Here is a 22,860-nt window from a genome sequence, read left to right as displayed (position 1 = left end):
AGCACATTCTAAATCAGAAATAATGTGGCGCCAATTTAGTGGCCATATGCGCCTATTTATAGGGTTTATCTTAGGATTATTCAAATAATCGTCTATTTTTGCATGAACCCAATCGGGCATCATCTTTTCAAAAAGCATATTGGTAATGAAAGTAGTTGAGGTATCTGACAAGCTATCGAAGAAGCAATTTTTAGATGTTGTTGAAATCATCTATAAGGGGGACGATGAATACGTGCGCCCTTTGGACGCCATGATTGAAGAGGTGTTTGATCCGACACAAAACTCATACTTTAACCATGGTATTGCCACCCGGTTCATTTTACTGAAAGAGAAACAGGTCATCGGAAGGGTAGCTGCTTTTATTAATTTTAACAAAGCAAACGGATTCGATCAACCTACCGGTGGAATAGGTTTTTTTGAATGCATCAATGACGAAGAGGCGGCCTTTATGTTGTTCGATGCGGCTAAAGAATGGCTCAAAAGCCACAAGATGGAGGCAATGGACGGGCCAATTAATTTTGGGGAGAACGATAACTTTTGGGGCTGCCTGGTTGAAGGTTTTACCCAACCCGGGTTTGGCATGCAATACAACCCTCCGTATTATAAATCTTTTTTTGAGTCCTATGGGTTTACCACTTATTTTGAGCAGATAACCAACCATTTAGATTTGACTGTGCCCTTTCCGGAGCGTTTTTGGAAGATTGCGGGTTGGGTGGTTAAAAAAGAAGGGTTTAGCTTTGAGCACTTTAAAATTAATGAAGCCGATAGGTTTATCAACGATTTTGAGACCATCTACAACGATGCCTGGCGTTTTCATGAGAACTTTACTCCCATCGATAAAAAAATGCTTAAAGCGACCCTGCTTAAAGCCAAGGCATTTATGATGGAAGAGTTGATTTGGTATGCCTATCATGAAGGTAAGCCAATAGGTTTTATAGTGATGTTTCCCGATGTGAATCAGATTCTGAAACACTTTAATGGCAAAATGAATTTGGTGAATAAATTGCGCTTTTTATGGCTCAAATATCAAAAATCCATGACGCGTGCCCGTGTGGTAATTCTGGGGGTGGTTCCCAAGTTTCAGCGTTCGGGTATCGAGTCGGGTCTTTTTTGGCACCTCAAAGGCGTTGTGGAAAAGAACCCTCATCTTAAAGAACTGGAATTGTCGTGGGTGGGAGATTTTAATCCCAAGATGAGAGTGTTGCAAGAATCCATGGGGGCGTCATTTGGTAAAAAACACATCACCTATCGCTATTTATTTAACAGCTCAGGCAGTCAGGATGTTAGGGCGAATTCGATTCCAATTGACACAAAATATAAGACCAAAACTGAAAAAGAATTATAAATTTCAGAGATTAAATGCATTAAAAGCTTTGCAGGTTAAAATTTATAATTTACCTTTGCAGCCCGATACGAACTAGAATATTAAAGAATTAAATTATATAACAATGAAACAGGGAATTCATCCAGACAATTACAGGTTGGTAGCTTTTACCGACATGTCAAATGGGGATACGTTCATTACTCGTTCTACTGTTAACACTAAAGATACTGTTGAAATCGACGGAGTTGAATATCCTCAGGTTAAGTTAGAAATCTCAAGTACGTCTCACCCATTTTATACTGGTAAGATGAAACTTGTTGATACTGCAGGACGTGTAGATAAGTTCATGAGCAGATACCAAAAACATTTTGATAAGCGCAAATAATTGTTGCTTAGCTAAAAAATATAAAGCTTCGGAATTTCCGGAGCTTTTTTTTTGACAATTATTGTAACTTGCCGCTTGCACAACTTTGCTCGATTTTAACGATTAATAAAGAATGAACCTGGTACTTTTCGATAATAAATTCCATAGTGGCATGTTGCCGCTGACTTTTACCCGGCCTCAAGCTGAAATTCGTGTTGGCATATTAACGGTAAGGGAAAAGTGGGAATGCTGGCTCAAGACCAAAGCCAGCTATTTAACGCATAACGAGGCGCTTGCTCTCAAGTATCCTCAAGAGCTTTGTGCGGATAATATGTTTGTTTCAGCAGCTGTTCTGCCCGACAAAGAGCTGGCAGAGGCTATTTTGAGCCTGCAAAAAGGACAAGCACTGCTGCAAGCTGGCAACCTACTCGCTGTACGCTGTACGGAGCTGTTTCCTGATGAGGCGCTCACGGATAATGCTGAAAGGTTTGAAACGCTTAATTATCCGGGTGAACTGAACCTTATTGATAAGGCATACAAGTTAATAACAATTAACAAAGAGCAAATTCATTGCGATTATCAATTACTTACTGCCGGGCGGTACTCTCAAGCCATTGATGAAACGGTAACCATTGTGGGCCTAAATAAAAACCCTGAACTATTGGGGCAGGTGTTTATCGAAGAAGGAGCCGAAGTGGAATGCTGTTATTTAAATCCCAAAGAAGGCCCCATCTACATCGGTAAAAACGCAAAAATCGGCGAGGGATCGATGCTGCGTGGGCCAATTGCCATTGGTGAATCCGTGCACATTAGTATGGGAGCCAAACTATTGCCAGGAGCTACCATTGGGCCCTGGTCCAAGGTGGGAGGAGAAGTGAGTAATTCTGTTATCATGGGCTATACAAATAAGGTGCATGATGGCTATCTGGGCGATTCTGTTCTGGGCGAATGGTGTAACCTGGGAGCGGATACTAATACTTCCAACCTCAAAAATGACTTCGCTTTGGTAAAGCTGTGGGATTATACTACAGAGCGGTTTGGGCGAACAAATTTGCAGTTTTGTGGCTTAATTATGGGAGACTATTCACGCTGTGCCATAAATACATCATTTAATTCTGGCACTGTTGTTGGCGTTGGAGCTAATATTTTTGGCAGTGGGTTTCCGCGTAATTTTGTGCCCTCTTTCGTCATTGGAGGGCCTCAGGGCTATAAAGTTAATGCGCTTAAGGTGGTTCTTAATACAGGAAAAAATGCCATGTTGAGGCGCAATGTGGAATTATCAGAAAAGGATGCTGCTATTTTAGAAGCGGTTTTTGATGCAACTCAAAAATTCAGAGCCTCACTAAAATAGGTTTGGCACACCTATTGACATTATAGGAACGGAATGGTTAATATATAACTTCCGACATTTTGTCATTAAATGACATGTGATTAAGAGATGATAATTATGGATAATAATACATTTGGTTTAGATAAGGTACTGATGTCTGATGTTTTTGAATCTGATGCAGAGTTTATTCCCATTGTAAGTGATGAGGATGAACAAAATGTCAGTGCTTTTGAGGTACCTGACATCTTGCCAATACTGCCTTTACGTAATACTGTTTTATTTCCCGGAGTAATAATTCCAATATCAATTGGTCGGGAAAAGTCATTGCGTCTGATCAAGGAAGTGCAAAAATCGAAAGGTGTTTTTGGTGCAGTTTCTCAAAAGGATATAAAAGTTGATTCGCCCGAACGGGATGATCTATATGATATTGGTACAGTTGCTAAGGTGATTAAGGTACTGGAGATGCCTGATAATTCTACTTCGGTAATTATTCAGGGGAAAAAGCGCTTTGAAATACAGGAAATGATTACTGATGAGCCTTATCATATGGCCAAGGTAAATGGCTTGGAAGATGAAAAGGACGAAGAGCGTAGGGATGAGTTTGAGGCTGTAGTTAGTTCTATTAAGGATTTGTCACTAAGGGTTATAAAAGCCTCGTCGAACGTGCCACCTGAAGCGTCGTTTGCGGTTAAGAATATCGAAAATAATGCCTTTCTCATCAACTTCGTATGCTCTAATTCAGATATAAGTGTTGACGAGAAGCAAAAATTGTTGTCGGAAAGTAAGCTTTTCGATCGTGGCATGCTGCTTTTGGAGCATTTGGCTCGCGAAGTGCAAATGCAAGAGTTGAAGAGCGATATTCAAAGCAAGGTTAAGTTAGATATCGATCAGCAGCAGCGCGAATATATGCTGCAACAGCAAATAAAAACCATTCAGGACGAGTTGGGCTCAAGTCCAATTGAGCAGGAAATTCGTGAACTGAAAGAAAAGGCAAAAAAGAAAAAGTGGAGTAAGGAAGTTAAAGACTTATTCAAAAAAGAGATGGATAAGTTGCAGCGGCTTAATCCGGCAGCCGGTGAATACTCCGTGCAACACAACTACCTCCAAACACTTATTGATTTGCCTTGGAATGTTTACACCAAAGATAATTACGATTTAAATCGTGCCGAGCGTATTCTGGATCGTGATCATTACGGACTTGATAAAGTTAAAGAGCGTATTTTGGAGCATTTGGCCGTACTGAAGCTCAAAGGCGAGCTTAAATCGCCAATCATTTGCTTATACGGCCCTCCGGGAGTTGGTAAAACATCACTGGGTAAATCCATTGCCGAGTCATTGGGCAGAAAGTATGTGCGCATGTCACTTGGCGGGGTGCATGATGAAGCTGAGATTCGCGGTCACAGAAAAACATATATTGGGGCGATGCCCGGTCGGATAATTCAGAGTATTAAGAAGGCTGGAGCTGCTAACCCTGTATTTATACTTGATGAGATTGATAAAGTAAATTCCAGTGCTCATGGTGACCCTTCGGCCGCTTTATTGGAGGTTCTTGATCCGGAACAAAATGAGCATTTCCATGATAACTTCCTGGAAATCGATTTTGATCTGTCCAAAACCATGTTTGTAGCTACGGCCAATACCTTAGGGGGCATCTCACAGCCACTGCTGGATCGTATGGAGCTCATTAATGTGAGCGGCTATATTCTGGATGAGAAAACGGAAATTGCCCGACGTCACCTGCTGCCGAAGCAAATGGAGAACCATGGAATTCCGAAAGGAACAATTTCGGTAAGTAAAAAAGTGCTGGCGTTTATTGTTGAATCTTACACAAGAGAATCCGGTGTAAGAGAATTGGATAAGGTGTTGGCAAAGCTTTGTCGGAAAATTGCTCTTAAAATTGCTAAGGACGAGGAACTGAAAAAGACAATTACCGTTAAGGATGTACCTAAGTACCTTGGAATTGTGCGTTTTTCTAAAGATACATGGCAGGATAATTTAACCGCAGGAGTTGTAACTGGGCTGGCCTGGACAGCTGTTGGTGGTGAGATTCTTTTTGTGGAAACCAGCCTGAGTAAGGGAAAAGGGAAACTGACCTTGACAGGTAACCTGGGTGATGTGATGAAAGAGTCCGCTTTATTGGCTTTAGAATATTTGAGGGCTAATGCCGATAAATTGGGAGTTAAATCAGATGCCTTTGACGAGTGGAATGTGCACGTGCATGTTCCCGAAGGTGCAATTCCTAAAGATGGACCATCGGCGGGTGTAACCATGGTAACATCCTTGGCATCGGCCTTTACCCAACGAAAGGTAAGAGCGCGTCTGGCCATGACCGGGGAGATCACTTTACGCGGAAAGGTGTTGCCGGTAGGTGGCATCAAAGAAAAAATACTGGCTGCAAAGCGTGCTGGAATTGAGGACATAATTCTGTCTCAGGATAATGAAAAAGATATTGAAGAAATTAACGATATCTACTTAGAGGGCCTCACTTTCCATTTTGTTAAAGAGGTATCCGATGTGCTGAGGTTAGCCTTATTGGATGAAAAAGTAAAAAATCCTTTGAATATATAGAACGAGGCCGGGAAACCGGCCTTTTTTTATACTCCTATTACAATTTATCTTCTACCGTGAAAGTATTACAATGCTCATCTTCAAAGTGGAGCATTACCTGTTCAATTTCACGATCAAGCCTCGATAATGATTTTCTGGTTATCGACTTTGGAATGTGTTTATAGTAAGCCTGAGATACCGCTCCTGTAATGCTGGCAATTGTATTACTTGGGCCTCCCAACCATATGGCTTTTCTAATGGCATCTTCAAAACTGTCTGAATGTAAAAATGCTAATATTGCACAAGGTACAGGGGAGTGGTAGTTGTATTCCATCCGCATTGCACAATCCTTACTAAGCTGTTTGGGTAAACGGTAACCAATTTCATTTTCCAAAAATTCTTTAATCGCTTTTTTACCTTGTCCTGACTTGGCCAGGAAAATGGCGCCACATATGGCTTGAGAAGCTTTTATCTTTTCTTGCATTGGATGCGTGATGAGAGTTGCTGTTTCAGCGTCTGACATGGCCTTCTCCAGGGTAAGGGCAGCAAACCCAATGGGACTGACCCGGCGGGCGGCACCATCACCATGACTCTCGTACTTAATATCTGTCTGGTTGGATAAGGCCCATTCAAGAAAGCCCGGCCGATAGCCTGCTCTGGGGTATTTTCTGGTCCATTCGCGTAACGAAACCTCATAAGGTATTTGCTGCAATATGGCGGCCGCAGTAGCAATTGTTAAAATGGTATCATCGGTATAAGCCGAAACGGGTTTTAACAACTGAAAATCGATGGTTGACTGTGGCGATGTTATAAATGCAGAGCCGATTATATCGCCTACGATTGCTCCTCTCATGAAAAAAAGTATTAGGTTCTGGTATTGCAAAAATAGTGTTTCCTGTCCCTCTTAAGTCCTGTGTTAATTAAAGTTATGGCCAAGCGTGTTAATGGGAGGACTAACGCCATTAAAATTTTGATTAATAAGCAAAATTTAGTGGTTGGCAACTTGCTATTTCTGTATTATTTCCCGTGCTTTTGATTATCATTTGTTAAGAGCCAAAATCAATGGTTGAACGATTAAAATATTTGGTGTGGTTGCTGGTAGCAGGTCTTGGTATATTCCTCTTATGGTACTTTAGGGCTGTTTTCTCCTTTCTGATTGTTTCGGCTGTCTTATCGCTGGTTGCCCGGCCTGTTTTTGATATTATAAAGCGATTGAAAATCAAATCCTGGCAGCCTTCAGATAGTGTTTGTGCCCTGTTTACTGTTCTCGCCCTTTGGGTTTTTATTTTGGTTTTTTTCCGTATAAGTATTCCGTTCATTGTTAAGGAAATTCATTTTTTATCCAATGTAGATTTAGATGCCGTGTTCGATACGGCTGAACGACTCTTAGGCTCCATGCTTGAGCCCATACGGGGAACTGAGTTTGGTAAGGCCGGACTGGATGTTATTGAAGGACAGATAAAGGAAACGGCATTAACCTATTTTGATTTTTCAAGATTGAGAGGAATCATTGCGTCGCTGGCTGGTTTTTTAGGAGGGGTATTTATTTTTGCCTTTAGCGTTTCTTTTATCACTTTCTTTTTTCTTAAGGAAGAGTGGCTGATTATTGAAAGTCTGTTATTGGTTATTCCCAATGATTATGAAGAAGGTCTCAAACATGTGCTGGCTTCTATTAAAACCTTGCTGAGGCGATATTTTATCGGAATATTTCTGCAGATTACGCTCATTAGTGTGGTTGTGAGCCTTGGCTTGGCTATGGTAGGCCTGGAGATTCAGCATGCAGTAATCATCGGATTGTTTTCGGGCTTTATTAATGTTATTCCCTATTTGGGGCCGCTCATTGGCGCTTTTTTTGGCTTTTTAGTGGCTTTGGTTGTTTACGTGCAAATGCCTCTGCCACCCGATTTTTTCCATTACATGCTCGGGGTCCTGTTGGTATTTATTATCGTTCAATTACTCGATAACATCGTTTTTCAACCATTCATTTTTTCTGCCAGTGTGCGGGCACATCCACTAGAGATATTTATCCTTATATTAATGGCCGGCTATTTGTCGGGTATCATTGGTATGTTTTTAGCGATACCTGTTTATACCATTATTCGGGTGGTGGCCAAAGAGTTCTTCTTCAACTACCGGGTGGTTCAAAAACTTACCGGTAAAATAAAAGAATAAAAGGTCGGAAATACTATATTTGTCGTGTTAAACAATTTTTATATTGAATCGTTATCAATGATTGAAAGTTGAAATGTTAAAAAACAACAATAAAAATTAAAAAAGAAATCAAGGACTGAAGCCGTTTTCAGAGGGTTTGCAATCGGTCTTTAAACACTAATAGCAACTAATTATGGTAAAGACTTTATCCAAGTCCCTTAATCAAAGGGGAAAATTTTTAAAGTTTTTCTTTTTCTTTTTTGTCCTGTATTATTGGACTGGATTAACAACCGATGCATTGGCCGAGAAGCAGACGCCTGCCCCTGATGTAAAGGTTGGAGAGCGACTTTTTTACGGATTGATTCCAACTGGTGAGGGAGCAAAGGCTTGTGTATCATGCCATACGATGTATTCGGCCGATACCATGAACTGGAACCCTTCGGCTGTTGAAATGGCGCAGGTGGCTGCCGAAATGGATTTGGCAACCTTTAAGGAGCACCTGTTGACCCCCAGTGGAGCCATGCGCGAAAAAGTACACGTCAATTACCAGCTGAATGACGAACAGTTGTTTCACTTAAAGGGCTACTTAACTGAACTGGCTGAAGGGGGAGCAGGTGATCAACCGATTTCCATTAATAAACTTCTAATCTTTTTATTGTTGGGCGGTCTAATGACGGTCGCCTTGGTAGATATCTTCTTTACCAAGAAAATTCCTTACAAAGCTGTTCATGTATTAATCATCATTTTTGGCCTGAGTTTTCAATTGAAAATTGTCGCACATGAGATGATTGATTTCGGAAGAAGTGAGGACTACATGCCCGACCAGCCAATTAAGTTTTCGCACAAAGTACATGCAGGTGATAATAAGATTGATTGCCTGTATTGCCACTCCAATGCGGATGAAGGCAAATCGGCAGGCATTCCAAGTGCTGGTTTATGCATGAATTGTCACCAGGTTGTGCGCAATGGAAGCCATTCTGGGCAGTTTGAAATTGCCAAAGTGGTGGAGGCTTATGAAAATAATAAGGACATTGAATGGATCAGAATTCATAATTTACCTGATCACGTATACTTTAATCACGCTCAGCATGTGAATGTTGGCAACCGCGAGTGTCAAGAGTGTCATGGCGATGTGGAAAACATGCATATTCTTAAGCAGGAGCATGATTTATCGATGGGATGGTGTTTGGATTGCCACAAAGAAACCAACGTCAATTTTATGGGTAACGATTACTACCAAACATTCGAAGCCTTGCACAAGGATTTGGCTGAAGGAGTGCGCGATTCGATACAAGCTGCCGACATTGGTGCCAATGATTGTATGAAATGTCACCATTAATAGTTGCCCACTTTTAATTACAAAAAGATTTAAGAGCAAGGAAAGGCACAAGTTTACAGCTGGATGTCTTCATTCCTGATACTAAATTCAAATAACTATGAAAGAATACTGGAGAAGCCTTGAAGATTTATTGCCCGGGGAAGAGGTAGCGCCCAAAAAGAGTTCATCTGTGTTACTTTCCGATAAGGCCGAATCTTCGAAAAATACGCGTCGCGACTTTTTAAAATACTTCGGGTTTAGTATCGCATCGGCAGCGGTATTGGCAGGTTGCGAGCGTCCGGTTAAAAAAGCGATACCCTATTTGATACAGCCGGAGGAAATTAAGCCCGGCACAGCCAACTATTATGCATCCTCCTTTTATGATGGCTCCGAAATGGTGCCGATTTTGGTTAAGGTGCGTGACGGGCGACCAATTAAAATAGAAGGGAATGATTTGTGTCAGATGACCGGTGGTTCAGCATCGGCCCGAGTGCAGGCCTCTCTTTTGAACCTATATGATGAGTCGCGCCCGGCTCAACCCACCCTGGATGGGAACCCAATCCGTTGGGAAGATGTAGATGTAAAGTTAACCGAAACGCTTACCAACTGGGATGCATCCAAAGAGTTTGTGATTTTGACGCCCAGCATTATTAGTCCTTCAACCAAACAATTATTTAAAGATTTTAGAGCTAAGTATCCCTTTGTGGTACACGAAACCTTTGATGCTTTCTCATACTCTGCTCTGCGCGAGGCTTATCAGGCTAGTTTTGGACAGCCAGTTATTCCCCTTTTCCGTTTCGATCAGGCCAAGCTGGTTGTGGGGTTTAATGCTGATTTTTTAGGCACCTGGCTGCAACCAACCACTTTTGGACGTCAGTATGCAAGTGCTCGTAAATTAACTGATGGCCAGCGCGACATGATGCGCCATGTTCAGTTTGAAGCCACCATGACACTGACCGGTTCCAATGCCGATGAGCGGGTACCTATGCCAGCGGTAGATGAAGCTTACTATTTGTCTGCGTTATATTCGCAATTAGCTAACAAAGCTGGATTAGGAGTGCCATCTGTTGATGCGCCTCAGGCCATTGTTAAAATTGCCGAGGAGTTGGCAAATACCAAAGGCAAATCCTTAGTTGTTTCCGGAACCAACGATAGCAGTATTCAACGCTTGGTGGTTGAAATTAACTACTTGCTCGGAAATATTGAAAAAACCATTCATATAGATCGACCATTAAACCTGTTTCAGGGAGATGATAAAGCCTTTGATGGCTTGCTTACCCGAATGGAAAGTGGCCATGTTGGTGCTATTCTGTTCTGGGAAACCAATCCGCTTTATCAGGCGCCATTACAAGGTCGTACTGAGGCGGCCATAAAAAATGTGCCGCTTCGTTTGGCGGCGCAATCACAACAGACAGAAACGGCATTGCTATGCAATTATCAGTTGCCTGCACCGCATTTTCTTGAGCGTTGGGATGACACTGAGCTGGTAAGTGGCGTTTATACCTTGACGCAACCGGCCATTCGCTCATTGTTTAAAACTCGTTCGCCACAAGAGAATTTGATGGCTTGGGCCGGTTTTGATGGCACTTATTATGATTTCATCAAGCTGCATTGGAAAGAAAATATTTACAGTTTGGATTTGGCAAAAGGCAAGCAGTTCGAATCGTTCTGGAAGGTTAGCCTTCGGGATGGAATTGTAGCTGGTAATGCCTCCGTAACTCCAATCGCTTATCAGGGGGCTGATGTTTCGGCTATTTTAAACGCAAATAGCTCGGCTAAATCAGGTAATGAACTTGAACTGGTGCTTTATCAGAATGTACCGGTTGGTGATGGAACACTAGCCAACAATCCATGGTTGCAGGAATTACCTGAACCAGTTTCACGCGTTTGCTGGGATAATTATGTATCTGTTTCGCCTGCTTTCGCCGCCTTACGTGGTTGGTCACAAGGCGATGTAGTGGATGTTAATGGTGTTGAATTGCCTGTGTTGGTGCAGCCGGGTCAGGCCAGAAATACATTAGCCGTTGCGGTTGGGTATGGCCGTAGTAATGCAGGGCGAGTGGCCAGTGGTTTGGGTAAAAATGTGTATCCTTTTGTTGAGCTAAGAGATGGGCATCGTTCCTATGTCATCTCTAAAGTAGAGGTAGTCGCCACCGGTTCAACCTACGAATTGGCGGCTACGCAATCGCACCATTCGATGGAAGGACGTGCTTTGGTGCGCGAAACCACTATTGCCGATTACCTGGCCAATCCGGCCTCGGGTAACGAAATGCATGAGAAAGTGGAGAAATTACATACCACATTATATCATAAGCATGAGTACAAAGGACATCACTGGGGAATGGTGATTGACCTGAATTCATGCATCGGTTGTAATGCTTGTGTGGTAGCTTGTTCAGCCGAAAATAATGTGCCGGTGGTAGGACGTAATGAAGTTCGCCGCTCACATGAAATGCATTGGATTCGACTGGATCGATACTACGCCGGTGATTCTGATAATCCCGAAGTGGTACGTCAGCCGGTGATGTGTCAGCATTGTGATAATGCCCCTTGTGAGAATGTTTGTCCGGTGGCAGCAACCAACCACAGCTCCGAAGGGATTAACCAGATGGCGTATAACCGTTGTATCGGAACCCGCTACTGCAATAACAACTGCCCGTATAAAGTACGTCGATTCAACTGGTTTGATTATACAGGAGCTGATAGCATTCCGAATAACCGCGTAGATGTGACTGGCATGACGCTGGATTTGAAACGCATGGTGCTCAACCCTGATGTGACTGTAAGGGCCAAAGGAGTTATTGAAAAATGCTCGATGTGTATCCAGCGCATTCAGGATAAGAAACTAAATGCTAAGAAAGATGGTCGCCAGTTAGCCGACGGCGAGATCAAAACGGCTTGTCAACAAACTTGTCCGACAGATGCCATCACCTTTGGCGATATGAATGATCCAAACAGCAAGGTGTCTAAATTATTGAAAGATGCCCGCCAATATGGCTTGTTAGAAGAACTACACACCCTGCCATCGGTGGTGTATCTAACCAAAGTAAGAAATAAGGATAAAAATAAAATGTTAAGCTAATGTACGTATCACCTGTTAGAGAACCGCTCATTAGCGGAGAAAAAAGCTACAGTAAAGTTACCGAGGATATCTATGCCCCGATGACCGGTAAGCCTGGCAAATTTTGGTTTGGTGGATTGACATTAGCCTTGATTGCTTTAGGATTCGGACTGTTCTCGATTTTCATTACCGTGTGGGATGGCATTGGAACGTGGGGGCTGGACCGAACCATTGGATGGGGTTGGGGCATTACCAACTTTGTATGGTGGGTAGGTATTGGTCACGCCGGTACGTTTATCTCCGCCATTCTGTTACTATTCCGTCAAAAGTGGCGGACATCTATCAACCGCAGTGCCGAGGCCATGACTATTTTTGCGGTGATGTGTGCCGGGTTATTTCCGCTGATTCACATGGGACGTTTACCTCTTGGCTTCTTTATTTTCCCTTATCCAAACACACGCGATGTATGGGTGAACTTTAACTCACCTTTGTTGTGGGACGTGTTTGCTATCTCAACTTACCTCACCGTTTCACTACTGTTCTGGTACATGGGGCTGATTCCGGATATTGGCACTATCCGCGACCGATTAGTGCCGGGTATTAAAAAGAAGATTTACAGTTTTCTGAGTTTTGGATGGACTGGCTCTGCCCGTCACTGGGCCCGTCATGAATCTATGAGTTTGATTCTGGCTGGTTTGGCGGCTCCGCTGGTATTATCGGTGCATACTATTGTAAGTTTTGACTTCGCTACTTCGGTCATTCCCGGATGGCACACCACCATTTTTCCGCCCTACTTTGTTTCGGGGGCTGTATTCTCAGGTTTTGCCATGGTGTTGACCCTGATGATCATTACGCGCAAAGCCATTAACTTGGAAGATTACATTACTAAGGCGCATCTGGAATCGATGAATAAGATCATTATTGCCACCGGCTCCATTGTGGGAATAGCCTATATCACCGAGCTATTTATTGCCTGGTATTCGGGCGTGGTTTATGAACAATATGCCTTTGTTAACCGGGCTTTCGGACCTTATTGGTGGGCCTATTGGATCATGATGACCTGTAACGTGATTACGCCGCAGTTATTCTGGATTAAGAAGATACGTCGCAGTTTCGCAGCCACATTTGTCATCTCCATATTTGTGAATATCGGGATGTGGTTCGAGCGTTTTGTGATTATTGTAACCTCTTTGCACCGCGACTTCCTGCCATCGAGCTGGAGCATGTATTCGCCAACCTGGGTGGAGGTCGGAATTTATATTGGAACGTTTGGCTTGTTTTTCACCTTGTTCTTCCTGTTTATCCGTTTCTTCCCGGTAATTGCCATTGCCGAAGTGAAAAGTGTATTGAAGACATCAAGTGAAAAGTTTATTAAGAAAGGAAAGTAATTATGGCTCAGAAAGCTTTTGTTTCAGGATATTATTTGGATGATAAGGACTTGGTTGAAGGAATTAAGGCCTTACAGGAAAATAACATTGAGATTGCCGATGTACGTACGCCATTTCCGGTGCACGGATTAGACAAGGTGTTAAAATTGCGTCGTTCGCGACTGCCGCGTGCTGGCTTTATCGCTGGTGCTTTTGGGGCCGCCATCGGTTTCGGTTTTCAGGCATGGGTATTTACTGAGGCCTGGCCTCTCAATTTTGGTGGAAAACCATACTTGTCTGTGCCATCGTTTATTCCGGTTACTTTTGAATTAACCGTTTTAATGGCTGCTTTTGCTCTTGTGTTTGGCTTTTTAATCAGCAGTCAGCTTGGGCCTGGTGCCGATAACGTAATTTTTGACGAGGAGGTGACCAATGACCGTTTTCAGATTCTTTTGGAAGTAACGTCAGGCAATAGTGAGCAGTTGCAGGCTGCTCTGCAGTCAGCCGGAGCTGAAGGTGTTCAACATCATGATGTTTAAATTAGACATAAGTATCAGGAAAAAAAGAGGCTAGTCGATAACATCTTGATACTTGATACTTAAATCTTGATACTAATTATTGAACTATGTATAAGTCATTTGAATTTACAAAAAAGATAAAGTCCTATTTAATTGCCATGTTGGTCATTGGAGCAGTATTAGCAATGGCGGGCATTGCAATGAATTTGGATCACACACACCGCATCTGGGCTAACGTGTTGCTCAATGGCTTTTTCTTTACAGCCATCGCCATGAGTGCTGCTTTCTTTGTGATTGTGCATGTTTTGGGAGAATCAGGCTGGCACACTGCGGTTCAACGAATACCAGAAGCCATGTCGTTGTTTGTGCCTGTGGGAGGCGTTTTTATGCTGTTGGTGCTAATTGGCATGCACGATATCTATCACTGGAGCCACACTGAAGATTTGGATGAGGTGCTGCAGGGGAAGAGTGCCTATCTGAATCCGCTGTTTTTCAGTATCAGAACGGTGGCCTATATTGTCATTTGGAGCCTGTTGGTAATTTGGTTCAGGAAAACATCCCTTCAAACGGATAGCAATGATGATATTCGTCTGTTTAATAAACAACGTACTATTGCAGGTATTTTCATAGTTATTTTTGCTGTAACGAGCTCAACCTCAGCCTGGGATTGGATCATGTCAATTGATGCGCATTGGTTCAGTACCTTGTTTGGCTGGTACATGTTTATCAGCACTTTTGTTGCAGCTGTTGCTCTTATTGTTGTTATTCTGTATGCCTTACGCAGAATGGGTTACATGGAGCATGTCAACGAAGAGCATCTGCATGACTTAGGAAAATACCTGTTTGGCTTTAGTATATTTTGGGCTTACCTGTGGGTGTCGCAATATTTGCTAATATGGTATAGTAATATTCCGGAGGAAACCATCTACTACGTTAAACGCATCCAGGATTTCGAAGTGGTTTTCTATGCCAATGTAATCATCAATTTTTTGGCGCCATTTTTAATTCTGATGCCGCGCGGAACCAAACGAAGATTGAATTGGTTGATTGCGGCCGCGATCATCGTGTTTATGGGGCACTGGATCGATATGTATCTGGCCATTATGCCGGGGGCCACGGGTCATGCCGACTTTGGTATCCTTGAAATTGGAATGACTGTGTTTGTTTTAGGCATTTTCCTGTTTGTCTTTTTCTCCAGATTTGCTAAAGCACCTGTTGTACCCGAGAATCACCCATTTTTTAAAGAGAGTTTTGATTATGACAATATCCGATAGAGACATGAAGTATCTGCGTTCAATTAAACTCATTGGCATGGCATTGTTTGTGCTGGTTATTGCCACTGGCTGCGATAAGAACCGGAATAAGCCGGGTTATAGTTATTTTCCAGATATGGAACAGTCGCAGGCTTACGAGACCTACACTGAAAATCCCAATTGGGAGAATGGCCGCACCAATCAGCTACCTGTCGAAGGAACGGTGCCTCGCGAGATGATTCCTTTTGATTTTGAGAAAACAGAGGTAAACAGAACCTGGGCCGGGCAGGAACTGGAGAATCCGTATGCAGGCGATCAGTCGGTGGTGGAAGAAGGGCATCGCTTGTATAATATCTACTGTTTGCATTGCCATGGTGAGTTCGGCGATGGAAAAGGCCATCTGTATACTTCGCAGAAGTACCTGTTTTTACCGGCTGATCTGAACTCTGAAAAGATTCGTACGAACCCTGATGGGGAGATATTTCAGGTAATTACAGTTGGTTATGGCGTAATGGGAGCACATGGGGCTCAAATTTTACCCGATGAGCGTTGGAAAATTGTGAGTTATATTCGTGAGAAGCTGCATGTGCAGGCTGATACGATGCAGGTGGATAAGTCCCTTGAGCAAACCGAACAGCCTGTTTAAGATATTTGAGGTTGACTTGGATTAACAAAAGAAAAGGTGCAGAAATAGAAATCTGCGCCTTTTTATATGGTTTGAACTTAGTATTACCTTAGCAGGACCTGCTCCTCAATTTGGGCCTTAATAGCATGTTTGGTTGAGGTGGTGTTTGCTGTTGTCCTTTTATCTTTACGCTCGGCCAAAGCGCTTTCTAAGCGGATGCGATACCCATTTTTAAAAGACATTATGTGTGCTTGTTCAAAGCCCATTTGCTGAACAACCTGTAAAAAGTCTTGTGCTTGCTCATACTCAATAAATTCGCCGAGAGTAAACTGGTTAATACTGTCGTAGGTATCCTGTTTTAAGCCAAGCATGTTGTCTTTGTATTTGCTTAAATCAAGGTCTTTATAGGCGCCAATCTGTATGGCGAAAATGATCCCATCATAGTCTTTTTTCGGGATGGCTGCCTCATGGGTGTTGTAGGTTATTTTTTTTAGCGAATCAGGATTGATTGCCTTCTCAATATACACCGTATCAACACTTGAATATTTAATTTCAGTATTGGTGGTGTCAGGCACACTGATGAACCCTTGAACGAGCAGGAATATAAACAGACTAGCAGAAAATACGATGGTAAAGTAGAACCATAGCCTGAGTTGGCTAATCTTTGAGGACTGCTTTTTGGAAGTTTCTCTCAGGCGCTTGTTTTCCTTGTTCAGCGCTTCAATGCGCAGCTGCATCTTTTGTTCGGGTGATAGATGTTCTGGTACCGGCATTATAGATGGATGTTTTACACGTACGAAGTTAATAGATTGCATCGATCTTGTAAACGATGCGATGCGCTATTTAACTAACAAGATATTAACAGTATGGGGTTGCGGTTAAATCCGAAATGTTAATAACCTGCTTTGTTAAATACTTCCTTAATAGAAGGATAGGTGTTGTTGAGTATGTTTTTTAAGTCAGCTTTATTGACCCACTCGGCTGATACAATGTTTTCCTCTTCTTGCGGCGTTGGTTCATCAAAGCCAAAGTAATCCATAAAAAACCAGGCTGTTTCTTTCAGGTAGTGAATACCATTTTGCTCGTAGGTATGAAAGGTTGATAGCAAGGGGTAGCGTATGGCTAAATCTTGTAATCCGCATTCTTCTTCCACTTCGCGCAGAGCTGTTTTTCTGAATGATTCACCCTTTTCGCATTTTCCTTTTGGCAGATCATAAACACCTAAACGGTGAATAACCAGTATTTTATTTTCAGGATGTATCACCAATCCGCCTGCAGCCGTTATAAACCGGTAACATTTTTTAAGAGCGGTGAGCAACAAATCGTCTTTTCGTCCATAAATAAAGCCGGTTTTAAGCTGTTCATCTTGCTCAAATGTTTTAATAAAATTCTGGAGCTCGTGATGAGAGCTGTACATGTGCACAGCATCAGAGGTTTGTATCAACTCCTGATTTGGTTTTTCGGTTAAAAAAAGAGTTCTATCCTTGAAAAAAACTTTATACATTTGCGCTATGGAAAAATTAGCAGAAATTGTAGCCAATCAGTTGTTGCAAATTAAGGCAATTAAATTGCAACCTGCAAACCCCTTTACTTGGGCATCAGGGTGGAAATCACCTATCTACTGTGATAACCGAAAAACGCTCTCATATCCAGAGGTTCGCGATTTTATTAAACTGCAATTTGCACGTGTGTTACTGGAGAAATATCCGGAAGTGGATGTTGTAGCAGGTGTTGCTACCGGTGCTATCGCGCAAGGTGCTTTGGTTTCAGACGCCATTAATAAGCCTTTTATTTATGTCCGTTCTTCAGCAAAGGGACATGGTTTGACCAACCTGATTGAAGGCGACCTGAAGCCTGGTCAGAAAGTGGTGGTGATTGAGGACCTAATTTCGACCGGAGGAAGCAGTCTGAAGGCTGTAGAGGCCATTCGCGAAGCTGGCGCTGAAGTGTTAGGCATGTTAGCTATTTTTACTTATGGCTTTCCGGTAGCTGCTGAAGCTTTCGAAAAGGCAGGGGTTGAATTAACAACTCTGAGCTCTTACGAGCAGATGATTCCTTATGCCAGTGCGTCAGGTTATGTAACCGCTGATGATGTAGAGGCACTTCAGGAATGGAGAAAAGATCCGGCAAACTGGAATAATTAGCAAGCTAATAGCTGTTAGCGTTTGGCTACCAGCTTATCATATTAAATATGAGCAGGTCTGATGAGGCTTGCTCTTTTTTTCTCCGCAATTTGTTAATCAACTAATTTCTTATCAACCATGACAACCTTTGAAAGTGATATAAAGAAATCGAATCATCCGGCTGAAACAATGTTTAATTTTTTGTCGGACTTTGATCATTTTGGTGAAGTGATTCCCAAAGATAAAATTAACAACTGGCAATCGTTTGGCGATAGTTGCCGTTTCTCCATCGATCCGGTGGGTGAAGTGGGTTTGCGTATTGTGGATACGGAGGCGCCAAAAGTGATTAAATACACGGCTGAAGGGAAAACACCTTTCAACTTTTTTTTATGGATTCAACTGAAAGAAGTAGCTGCAGACGACACCCGCGTTAAGCTGACCATTAAGGCCGATATGAATCCGATGATTAAAATGGTGGCCAGTAAGCCCATTAAAAAGTTCTTGGAAGTGCTGTCAGACGCCATTGCCAATCATCAGTATTAAGATCTTTCTGTCGGCTAATTATTGGCTGACAGTTTTTCTCATATTCTAGTCAGAAACCTATAGAACTAAAATAGGAAGAAAAAAGAAATGGCCTTGATCGCTGTTCTGTTCATCATCTGCATTACCTTATTCTTCATCGGTGCAGATGTTAAGGTGTTTAGTGTCCTTGCGCTTAATTTGGCATTGATAATTGTCTTCCTGTTGCCAAATGTGAAAAATATTGTGGCTAGAGCCTCCTTACAAACACCGTCTTTGTTCTTTCATTCAATTGGTCGCAGTCAGTCATTGTGTTTATAGCACAAAACTAACCTCTTTAAAAGCATATTCGCGCTGTTTACCTTCAGTGTCAACAAGTGTTAGTAACCCCATTTCACTCACTGCCTCGATGCGGGCCTCAAACAGTCCATTGGTGTCCTTAAATTTGTGTAGTCCCTCTTTTCGGTATAAGCTGTTAAAGTAGTGTTGGTCAACCAGGCTTAGGCGATGTGTTTCCAGTTGATGGTATTGGTGTTCAATATTTTCAAGCAACTGATCCAATACCCGTTCCAGCTCAAATGTTGTTGAACTTGCCTGCTTCAAGGAAATTGGATTGGGAGCATCTGAAACAAATTGTTCCTGGTTAACATTCAGACCAATCCCTACAATACAATAATCCAGATGATTTCCGATAATTGAATTCTCAATTAAAATACCGGCAACTTTCGAATTATTGATATAAATGTCGTTGGGCCATTTGATAGTGGCCTCAATTTGAGCTATTTGTTTAATGGTCTCTATCAGTGCCAGCGAAACCGCTTTTGAAATATAAAACTGCAGGTGGGGCGCTAAAAAGGTAGGGCGCAGCAAGAGGCTGAATGTGAGGTTGCTATTTTTTTCGCTTTCCCAGCTATTTCCCACCTGGCCTTTGCCGTCGGTTTGGTGGGCGGTGATAACAACGCTGCCTTCAGCCACCTCTTTCTCCTTAAGAAGTTTCTTCAGTTCAGAGTTGGTGGAGCCTAATTCGGGGTAGACCAAAAAATCAGGGGCTGAATATGTCATCATTACCGTTTATTGTGAAAATATGTCAGGCCAAGCGCCTCATTATCTATTTGACAAAAATAGATGTTTATAATTTTTTAAAAGTAGTATCTTTGAGCAAAAGTATGTCTGTGTTGGGAAATTATTGTGCTTGTCAATGCAGGATACCATTATTCCAAACCTTGTTAACTAAGAATTAAGCAACAGAAAGACAACGATTGCGAATGAATGAAGAGAATTATTCTGCAAAACAATTAGCAGATGCCATTGTTGAAGGAATTCAGGAAAAGAAAGGCATAAATATTGCTATCTTGGATTTGTCAAAATTAGATAATACTATTTGTCAGTATTTTGTGATTTGTGAAGGCGAAAGTACAACACAAGTCGATGCAATTGCTGATGGAATAGAAGAATATGTACGCGAGCATATCGGCGATAAGCCAAATCATGTTGAAGGACGTGAAAACGCACTTTGGATACTGTTAGATTACTTTGATGTGGTGGTACATGTGTTCCATAAGGAGCAACGCGGGTTTTACAACCTGGAAGCGCTTTGGGCTGATGCTAAACGTACTGATATTGAAAACCTATTATAACTAGAAAGTAAACACATGTCAAACGGAAAACCAAATACACCGGGGAGCGACAAAGAAAAGTCGAAGTTTCCGAAATTTAATCTGTATTGGGCCTACGCATTAATCGCCATTGCACTTATTTTAGTAAGCCGCATGGATTTTGGGCAGGGACCACATAAGATCTCGTACAGTGAATTTAAAAATGAAGTCCTGACGGGAGGAGATATTGATAAAATCATTGTTATCCGAAATGAAGGCGTTGCCGAAGTGACTGTTAAAGAAGAGCAGCTGGATAAATACAAGCATTTATTCAATGAAAATCTGACCAATTCAGGACCGCCGGCTACCGGACCACATTTCACCTTTAACTTGTCTACCATTGATAAGTTTGATGAGGCCATAATGATGGCTGAAGAAGAAACAGGCAAATCCATTCCTGTTGACTATGAAACAAGGACAGATTTCTTAGGGGAGTTCTTCACATTTATGTGGCCATTATTGCTGCTGATCGCTATTTGGGTGTTTATTTTTCGCCGAATGGGAGCGCAAGGCGGTGCCGGTGGAGCTGGTAACATTTTCAATGTAGGTAAGTCTAAAGCCCGCATGTTCGATAAAGAATCGGATATTAATGTGACGTTTAAAGATGTAGCCGGTTTGGTGGAAGCTAAACAGGAGCTGGAAGAAATTGTTGAGTTTCTGCGACGACCAGAGAAATATACCGAGTTGGGTGGTAAAATTCCGAAAGGCGCCTTATTGGTTGGCCCTCCTGGAACCGGGAAAACTCTTTTAGCAAAAGCGGTAGCTGGTGAAGCCAACGTACCTTTCTTTAGCATGTCGGGCTCCGACTTTGTGGAAATGTTTGTTGGTGTAGGTGCCAGCCGTGTGCGCGACCTGTTTAAAAAGGCGAAAGAGAAATCGCCATGTATTGTATTTATTGATGAAATTGATGCTATTGGTAGAGCACGTGGTAAGAGCCCGAATATGGGTGCTAACGATGAGCGTGAGAATACACTCAACCAGTTACTGACCGAAATGGATGGATTCGGTACTAACAGTGGAGTGATTATTTTGGCGGCCACCAACCGTGCAGATATCCTGGACAGGGCTTTGATGCGTGCCGGACGTTTTGACCGACAGATACATGTTGAATTACCCGATTTAAAGGAACGTAAAGCAATTTTCGAGGTACACCTGCGTCCGTTGCGTCTGAAGGACGATGTGGAGAGCGACTTTTTAGCAAAGCAAACACCTGGTTTCTCAGGGGCTGATATTGCCAACGTTTGTAACGAGGCAGCGCTTATTGCTGCTCGTAACAATAAAAAGATTGTGGAGAAAGAAGATTTCCTTAGTGCTGTCGATCGTATAGTAGGAGGGTTAGAAAAGAAGAACAAAATCATCTCCAAGGATGAGAAGAAGGCTATTGCTTATCATGAAGCCGGCCATGCCACAATCAGCTGGTTGTTGGAGTATGCTCACCCCTTGGTAAAAGTTACGATAGTGCCGCGCGGGAAAGCATTGGGAGCAGCCTGGTACTTGCCCGAAGAGCGTCAGTTGACAACTACCGAACAGATTCTGGATGAGATGTGCTCGACACTTGGAGGTCGTGCAGCTGAAGAAATCATGTTTGGACGGATTAGTACCGGAGCACTAAATGACCTGGAGAAGGTAACTAAGCAGGCCTATGCCATGGTGTCTTACTATGGAATGAGCAGCAAACTCGGAAACATTAGTTATTTCGATTCATCTGGTCAGTCCGATTATACATTCAATAAGCCGTACAGTGAGAAAACAGCGGAGCTGTTAGACGAAGAAGTAGGGCGTATCATTGAAGAGCAGTATAAGCGTGCTAAAAAGATTCTGGTTGAAAACCACGAAAAGCATACTAAACTGGCGGATCTGCTGCTTGAGAAAGAAGTTATTTTTAGCGAGGATTTGGAAAAAATATTTGGTAAGCGTAAACTCTCGGAGCACGTTATTGAAGAAGAGGACGAAACGCCAACGAAGCTAGATAGCGACCGCGAGGAGCCAAAAGCCGAAAAAGATTCTTCTTCGGAGAACAATGAGTAATAGTTCAAAATATAGTTCAGATAAGGCACGGGAGGCTATCTTACAACGCCTCCAACGTGCCAAAAATACAAGTGGACTGATTCCCGACAGGAGTCAGTCCACTGATTTTTTCCCCCCGACGCAAGATGTTTTAGCAACCTTTGTTGAGGAGTGCGAGAAAGTGAATGGGCGGGTATTTATTTGTGCAAATGAACAGGAAGTACAGCATCAATTACTTTTGCTTCAAAAAGAGGAAGGGTGGGAAAATATTCTTTGCAGAGATAAAAAATTAGCAAAGTATCTGCCGTCAGGGCTAAAGATGCTTCAGGAGTCTGATTTTGAATTGCTTAATGTGGGAATTACAGCGTGTGAATTTCTCATTGCGCGGTCAGGCTCGATTTTGGTGAGTTCAGGTCAGCCCTCAGGGCGCTTACTCAATATCTTTCCTCCGGTACATGTTGTTATTGCAAGGGCCAATCAGCTGGTTCCCTTTATAGATGATGCGCTTACGCAGTACAAGCTTAAGTACAAAGAATGTCTGCCCTCACAAGCTACGGTGATCACCGGGCCCAGCCGCACCGCCGATATTGAAAAAACATTGGTCATGGGAGCACATGGCCCAAAACAGCTCATTGTGCTTATTCATCATTAAAGGTGATTTTCATTTTTGACAGGATATGTTAACTTTGCACCACTAA

General features: G+C 42.5%; 20 protein-coding genes. 16 read left to right on the top strand and 4 right to left on the bottom strand.

What is annotated here, in order from left to right:
• Positions 1-145: 145 nt before the first annotated feature.
• The 4 genes from ACSX1H_RS02230 (at position 146) to lon (ending at position 5,586) form a co-directional block, all read left to right on the top strand.
• Positions 146-1,345, top strand: a complete 1,200-nt coding sequence (locus ACSX1H_RS02230; RefSeq protein ID WP_439181934.1) for a GNAT family N-acetyltransferase — start codon at positions 146-148, stop codon at positions 1,343-1,345.
• A 103-nt stretch (positions 1,346-1,448) separates the two neighbouring features.
• Complete coding sequence (locus ACSX1H_RS02225) at positions 1,449-1,709, top strand: type B 50S ribosomal protein L31 (protein ID WP_200464468.1); 261 nt, start codon at positions 1,449-1,451, stop codon at positions 1,707-1,709.
• Between the two features lie 112 nt (positions 1,710-1,821).
• Positions 1,822-3,039 carry a putative sugar nucleotidyl transferase gene (locus tag ACSX1H_RS02220; protein WP_439181932.1) on the top strand — a complete coding sequence of 406 codons (1,218 nt, stop codon included), beginning with the start codon at positions 1,822-1,824 and terminating at the stop codon, positions 3,037-3,039.
• 96 nt (positions 3,040-3,135) lie between these two features.
• Entirely contained in the window at positions 3,136-5,586 is a 2,451-nt protein-coding gene (gene lon, locus ACSX1H_RS02215) for an endopeptidase La (protein WP_439181930.1), read from the top strand.
• Positions 5,587-5,623: 37 nt separating this feature from the next.
• On the opposite strand, the gene ACSX1H_RS02210 is transcribed toward lon, so the two are convergent.
• A complete protein-coding gene (locus ACSX1H_RS02210; RefSeq protein WP_439181929.1) occupies positions 5,624-6,418 on the bottom strand; it encodes an ADP-ribosylglycohydrolase family protein in 795 nt (264 codons plus the stop codon).
• A 209-nt stretch (positions 6,419-6,627) separates the two neighbouring features.
• Here ACSX1H_RS02210 and ACSX1H_RS02205 point away from each other — a divergent pair, with 209 nt between their 5' ends.
• The 7 genes from ACSX1H_RS02205 to ACSX1H_RS02175 all read left to right on the top strand — a co-directional run bounded on the left by ACSX1H_RS02205 (position 6,628) and on the right by ACSX1H_RS02175 (position 15,879).
• Positions 6,628-7,737 (top strand): AI-2E family transporter, encoded by a 1,110-nt coding sequence (locus tag ACSX1H_RS02205; protein ID WP_439181927.1) that lies wholly within the window; start codon positions 6,628-6,630, stop codon positions 7,735-7,737.
• Between the two features lie 172 nt (positions 7,738-7,909).
• Positions 7,910-9,055 carry a cytochrome c3 family protein gene (locus tag ACSX1H_RS02200; protein ID WP_439181926.1) on the top strand — a complete coding sequence of 382 codons (1,146 nt, stop codon included), beginning with the start codon at positions 7,910-7,912 and terminating at the stop codon, positions 9,053-9,055.
• Between the two features lie 97 nt (positions 9,056-9,152).
• Positions 9,153-12,116: a Fe-S-cluster-containing hydrogenase gene (locus ACSX1H_RS02195; protein ID WP_439181924.1), complete on the top strand. Its 2,964-nt coding sequence runs from the start codon at positions 9,153-9,155 to the stop codon at positions 12,114-12,116.
• Positions 12,116-13,483, top strand: coding sequence for an NrfD/PsrC family molybdoenzyme membrane anchor subunit (gene nrfD, locus ACSX1H_RS02190; RefSeq protein ID WP_439181923.1), 1,368 nt, complete (start codon positions 12,116-12,118; stop codon positions 13,481-13,483). The genes ACSX1H_RS02195 and nrfD overlap by 1 nt, the downstream gene beginning before the upstream one ends.
• A gap of 2 nt (positions 13,484-13,485) precedes the next feature.
• A complete protein-coding gene (locus ACSX1H_RS02185) occupies positions 13,486-14,001 on the top strand; it encodes a DUF3341 domain-containing protein (protein WP_439181922.1) in 516 nt (171 codons plus the stop codon).
• Between the two features lie 86 nt (positions 14,002-14,087).
• A complete protein-coding gene (locus ACSX1H_RS02180; protein WP_439181921.1) occupies positions 14,088-15,254 on the top strand; it encodes a hypothetical protein in 1,167 nt (388 codons plus the stop codon).
• Positions 15,238-15,879 (top strand): c-type cytochrome, encoded by a 642-nt coding sequence (locus tag ACSX1H_RS02175; RefSeq protein WP_439181920.1) that lies wholly within the window; start codon positions 15,238-15,240, stop codon positions 15,877-15,879. The genes ACSX1H_RS02180 and ACSX1H_RS02175 overlap by 17 nt, the downstream gene beginning before the upstream one ends.
• 83 nt (positions 15,880-15,962) lie before the next feature.
• Here the strand turns inward: ACSX1H_RS02175 and ACSX1H_RS02170 are convergent, their stop codons facing one another.
• Together ACSX1H_RS02170 and ACSX1H_RS02165 are read right to left on the bottom strand one after the other, a co-directional pair.
• Positions 15,963-16,631: a hypothetical protein gene (locus ACSX1H_RS02170; RefSeq protein WP_439181919.1), complete on the bottom strand. Its 669-nt coding sequence runs from the start codon at positions 16,629-16,631 to the stop codon at positions 15,963-15,965.
• Between the two features lie 119 nt (positions 16,632-16,750).
• Positions 16,751-17,362 carry an NUDIX hydrolase gene (locus tag ACSX1H_RS02165; RefSeq protein ID WP_439181918.1) on the bottom strand — a complete coding sequence of 204 codons (612 nt, stop codon included), beginning with the start codon at positions 17,360-17,362 and terminating at the stop codon, positions 16,751-16,753.
• A 7-nt stretch (positions 17,363-17,369) separates the two neighbouring features.
• Between ACSX1H_RS02165 and pyrE the strand changes: the two genes are divergently transcribed.
• Together pyrE and ACSX1H_RS02155 are read left to right on the top strand one after the other, a co-directional pair.
• Positions 17,370-18,002, top strand: coding sequence for an orotate phosphoribosyltransferase (gene pyrE, locus ACSX1H_RS02160; protein ID WP_439181916.1), 633 nt, complete (start codon positions 17,370-17,372; stop codon positions 18,000-18,002).
• A 117-nt stretch (positions 18,003-18,119) separates the two neighbouring features.
• Complete coding sequence (locus tag ACSX1H_RS02155) at positions 18,120-18,524, top strand: SRPBCC family protein (protein WP_439181915.1); 405 nt, start codon at positions 18,120-18,122, stop codon at positions 18,522-18,524.
• A gap of 291 nt (positions 18,525-18,815) precedes the next feature.
• Here the strand turns inward: ACSX1H_RS02155 and ACSX1H_RS02150 are convergent, their stop codons facing one another.
• Positions 18,816-19,565, bottom strand: a complete 750-nt coding sequence (locus tag ACSX1H_RS02150; protein WP_439181914.1) for a biotin--[acetyl-CoA-carboxylase] ligase — start codon at positions 19,563-19,565, stop codon at positions 18,816-18,818.
• A 200-nt stretch (positions 19,566-19,765) separates the two neighbouring features.
• Here ACSX1H_RS02150 and rsfS point away from each other — a divergent pair, with 200 nt between their 5' ends.
• The 3 genes from rsfS to ACSX1H_RS02135 are packed head-to-tail and all read left to right on the top strand — an operon-like array spanning position 19,766 to position 22,814.
• Complete coding sequence (gene rsfS / locus ACSX1H_RS02145; RefSeq protein WP_439181913.1) at positions 19,766-20,137, top strand: ribosome silencing factor; 372 nt, start codon at positions 19,766-19,768, stop codon at positions 20,135-20,137.
• Positions 20,138-20,152: 15 nt separating this feature from the next.
• On the top strand, positions 20,153-22,183 hold the full coding sequence (gene ftsH, locus ACSX1H_RS02140) for an ATP-dependent zinc metalloprotease FtsH (RefSeq protein WP_439181912.1): 2,031 nt from the start codon (positions 20,153-20,155) through the stop codon (positions 22,181-22,183).
• A complete protein-coding gene (locus ACSX1H_RS02135; protein WP_439181911.1) occupies positions 22,176-22,814 on the top strand; it encodes a LutC/YkgG family protein in 639 nt (212 codons plus the stop codon). Before ftsH ends, ACSX1H_RS02135 begins: the two co-directional genes overlap by 8 nt.
• Positions 22,815-22,860: the final 46 nt, after the last annotated feature.

This window comes from Carboxylicivirga taeanensis, assembly GCF_051851475.1.
GTDB classification, from domain to species: Bacteria; Bacteroidota; Bacteroidia; order Bacteroidales; family Marinilabiliaceae; genus Carboxylicivirga; species Carboxylicivirga taeanensis.
This window is presented reverse-complemented; position numbering and strand designations above follow the sequence as displayed.

What these genes read in the sequence shown, in the direction of transcription:
- ACSX1H_RS02155 (WP_439181915.1), top strand. Translation starts at nt 18,120, where the DNA reads ATGACAACCTTTGAAAGTGATATAAAGAAATCGAATCATCCGGCTGAA.
- lon (WP_439181930.1), top strand. Translation starts at nt 3,136, where the DNA reads ATGGATAATAATACATTTGGTTTAGATAAGGTACTGATGTCTGATGTT.
- ACSX1H_RS02175 (WP_439181920.1), top strand. Translation starts at nt 15,238, where the DNA reads ATGACAATATCCGATAGAGACATGAAGTATCTGCGTTCAATTAAACTC.
- ACSX1H_RS02135 (WP_439181911.1), top strand. Translation starts at nt 22,176, where the DNA reads ATGAGTAATAGTTCAAAATATAGTTCAGATAAGGCACGGGAGGCTATC.
- nrfD (WP_439181923.1), top strand. Translation starts at nt 12,116, where the DNA reads ATGTACGTATCACCTGTTAGAGAACCGCTCATTAGCGGAGAAAAAAGC.
- ACSX1H_RS02210 (WP_439181929.1), bottom strand. Translation starts at nt 6,418, where the DNA reads ATGAGAGGAGCAATCGTAGGCGATATAATCGGCTCTGCATTTATAACA.
- ACSX1H_RS02220 (WP_439181932.1), top strand. Translation starts at nt 1,822, where the DNA reads ATGAACCTGGTACTTTTCGATAATAAATTCCATAGTGGCATGTTGCCG.
- ACSX1H_RS02195 (WP_439181924.1), top strand. Translation starts at nt 9,153, where the DNA reads ATGAAAGAATACTGGAGAAGCCTTGAAGATTTATTGCCCGGGGAAGAG.
- ftsH (WP_439181912.1), top strand. Translation starts at nt 20,153, where the DNA reads ATGTCAAACGGAAAACCAAATACACCGGGGAGCGACAAAGAAAAGTCG.
- ACSX1H_RS02170 (WP_439181919.1), bottom strand. Translation starts at nt 16,631, where the DNA reads ATGCCGGTACCAGAACATCTATCACCCGAACAAAAGATGCAGCTGCGC.
- rsfS (WP_439181913.1), top strand. Translation starts at nt 19,766, where the DNA reads ATGAATGAAGAGAATTATTCTGCAAAACAATTAGCAGATGCCATTGTT.
- ACSX1H_RS02165 (WP_439181918.1), bottom strand. Translation starts at nt 17,362, where the DNA reads ATGTATAAAGTTTTTTTCAAGGATAGAACTCTTTTTTTAACCGAAAAA.
- ACSX1H_RS02230 (WP_439181934.1), top strand. Translation starts at nt 146, where the DNA reads ATGAAAGTAGTTGAGGTATCTGACAAGCTATCGAAGAAGCAATTTTTA.
- ACSX1H_RS02185 (WP_439181922.1), top strand. Translation starts at nt 13,486, where the DNA reads ATGGCTCAGAAAGCTTTTGTTTCAGGATATTATTTGGATGATAAGGAC.
- pyrE (WP_439181916.1), top strand. Translation starts at nt 17,370, where the DNA reads ATGGAAAAATTAGCAGAAATTGTAGCCAATCAGTTGTTGCAAATTAAG.
- ACSX1H_RS02205 (WP_439181927.1), top strand. Translation starts at nt 6,628, where the DNA reads ATGGTTGAACGATTAAAATATTTGGTGTGGTTGCTGGTAGCAGGTCTT.
- ACSX1H_RS02180 (WP_439181921.1), top strand. Translation starts at nt 14,088, where the DNA reads ATGTATAAGTCATTTGAATTTACAAAAAAGATAAAGTCCTATTTAATT.
- ACSX1H_RS02225 (WP_200464468.1), top strand. Translation starts at nt 1,449, where the DNA reads ATGAAACAGGGAATTCATCCAGACAATTACAGGTTGGTAGCTTTTACC.
- ACSX1H_RS02150 (WP_439181914.1), bottom strand. Translation starts at nt 19,565, where the DNA reads ATGATGACATATTCAGCCCCTGATTTTTTGGTCTACCCCGAATTAGGC.
- ACSX1H_RS02200 (WP_439181926.1), top strand. Translation starts at nt 7,910, where the DNA reads ATGGTAAAGACTTTATCCAAGTCCCTTAATCAAAGGGGAAAATTTTTA.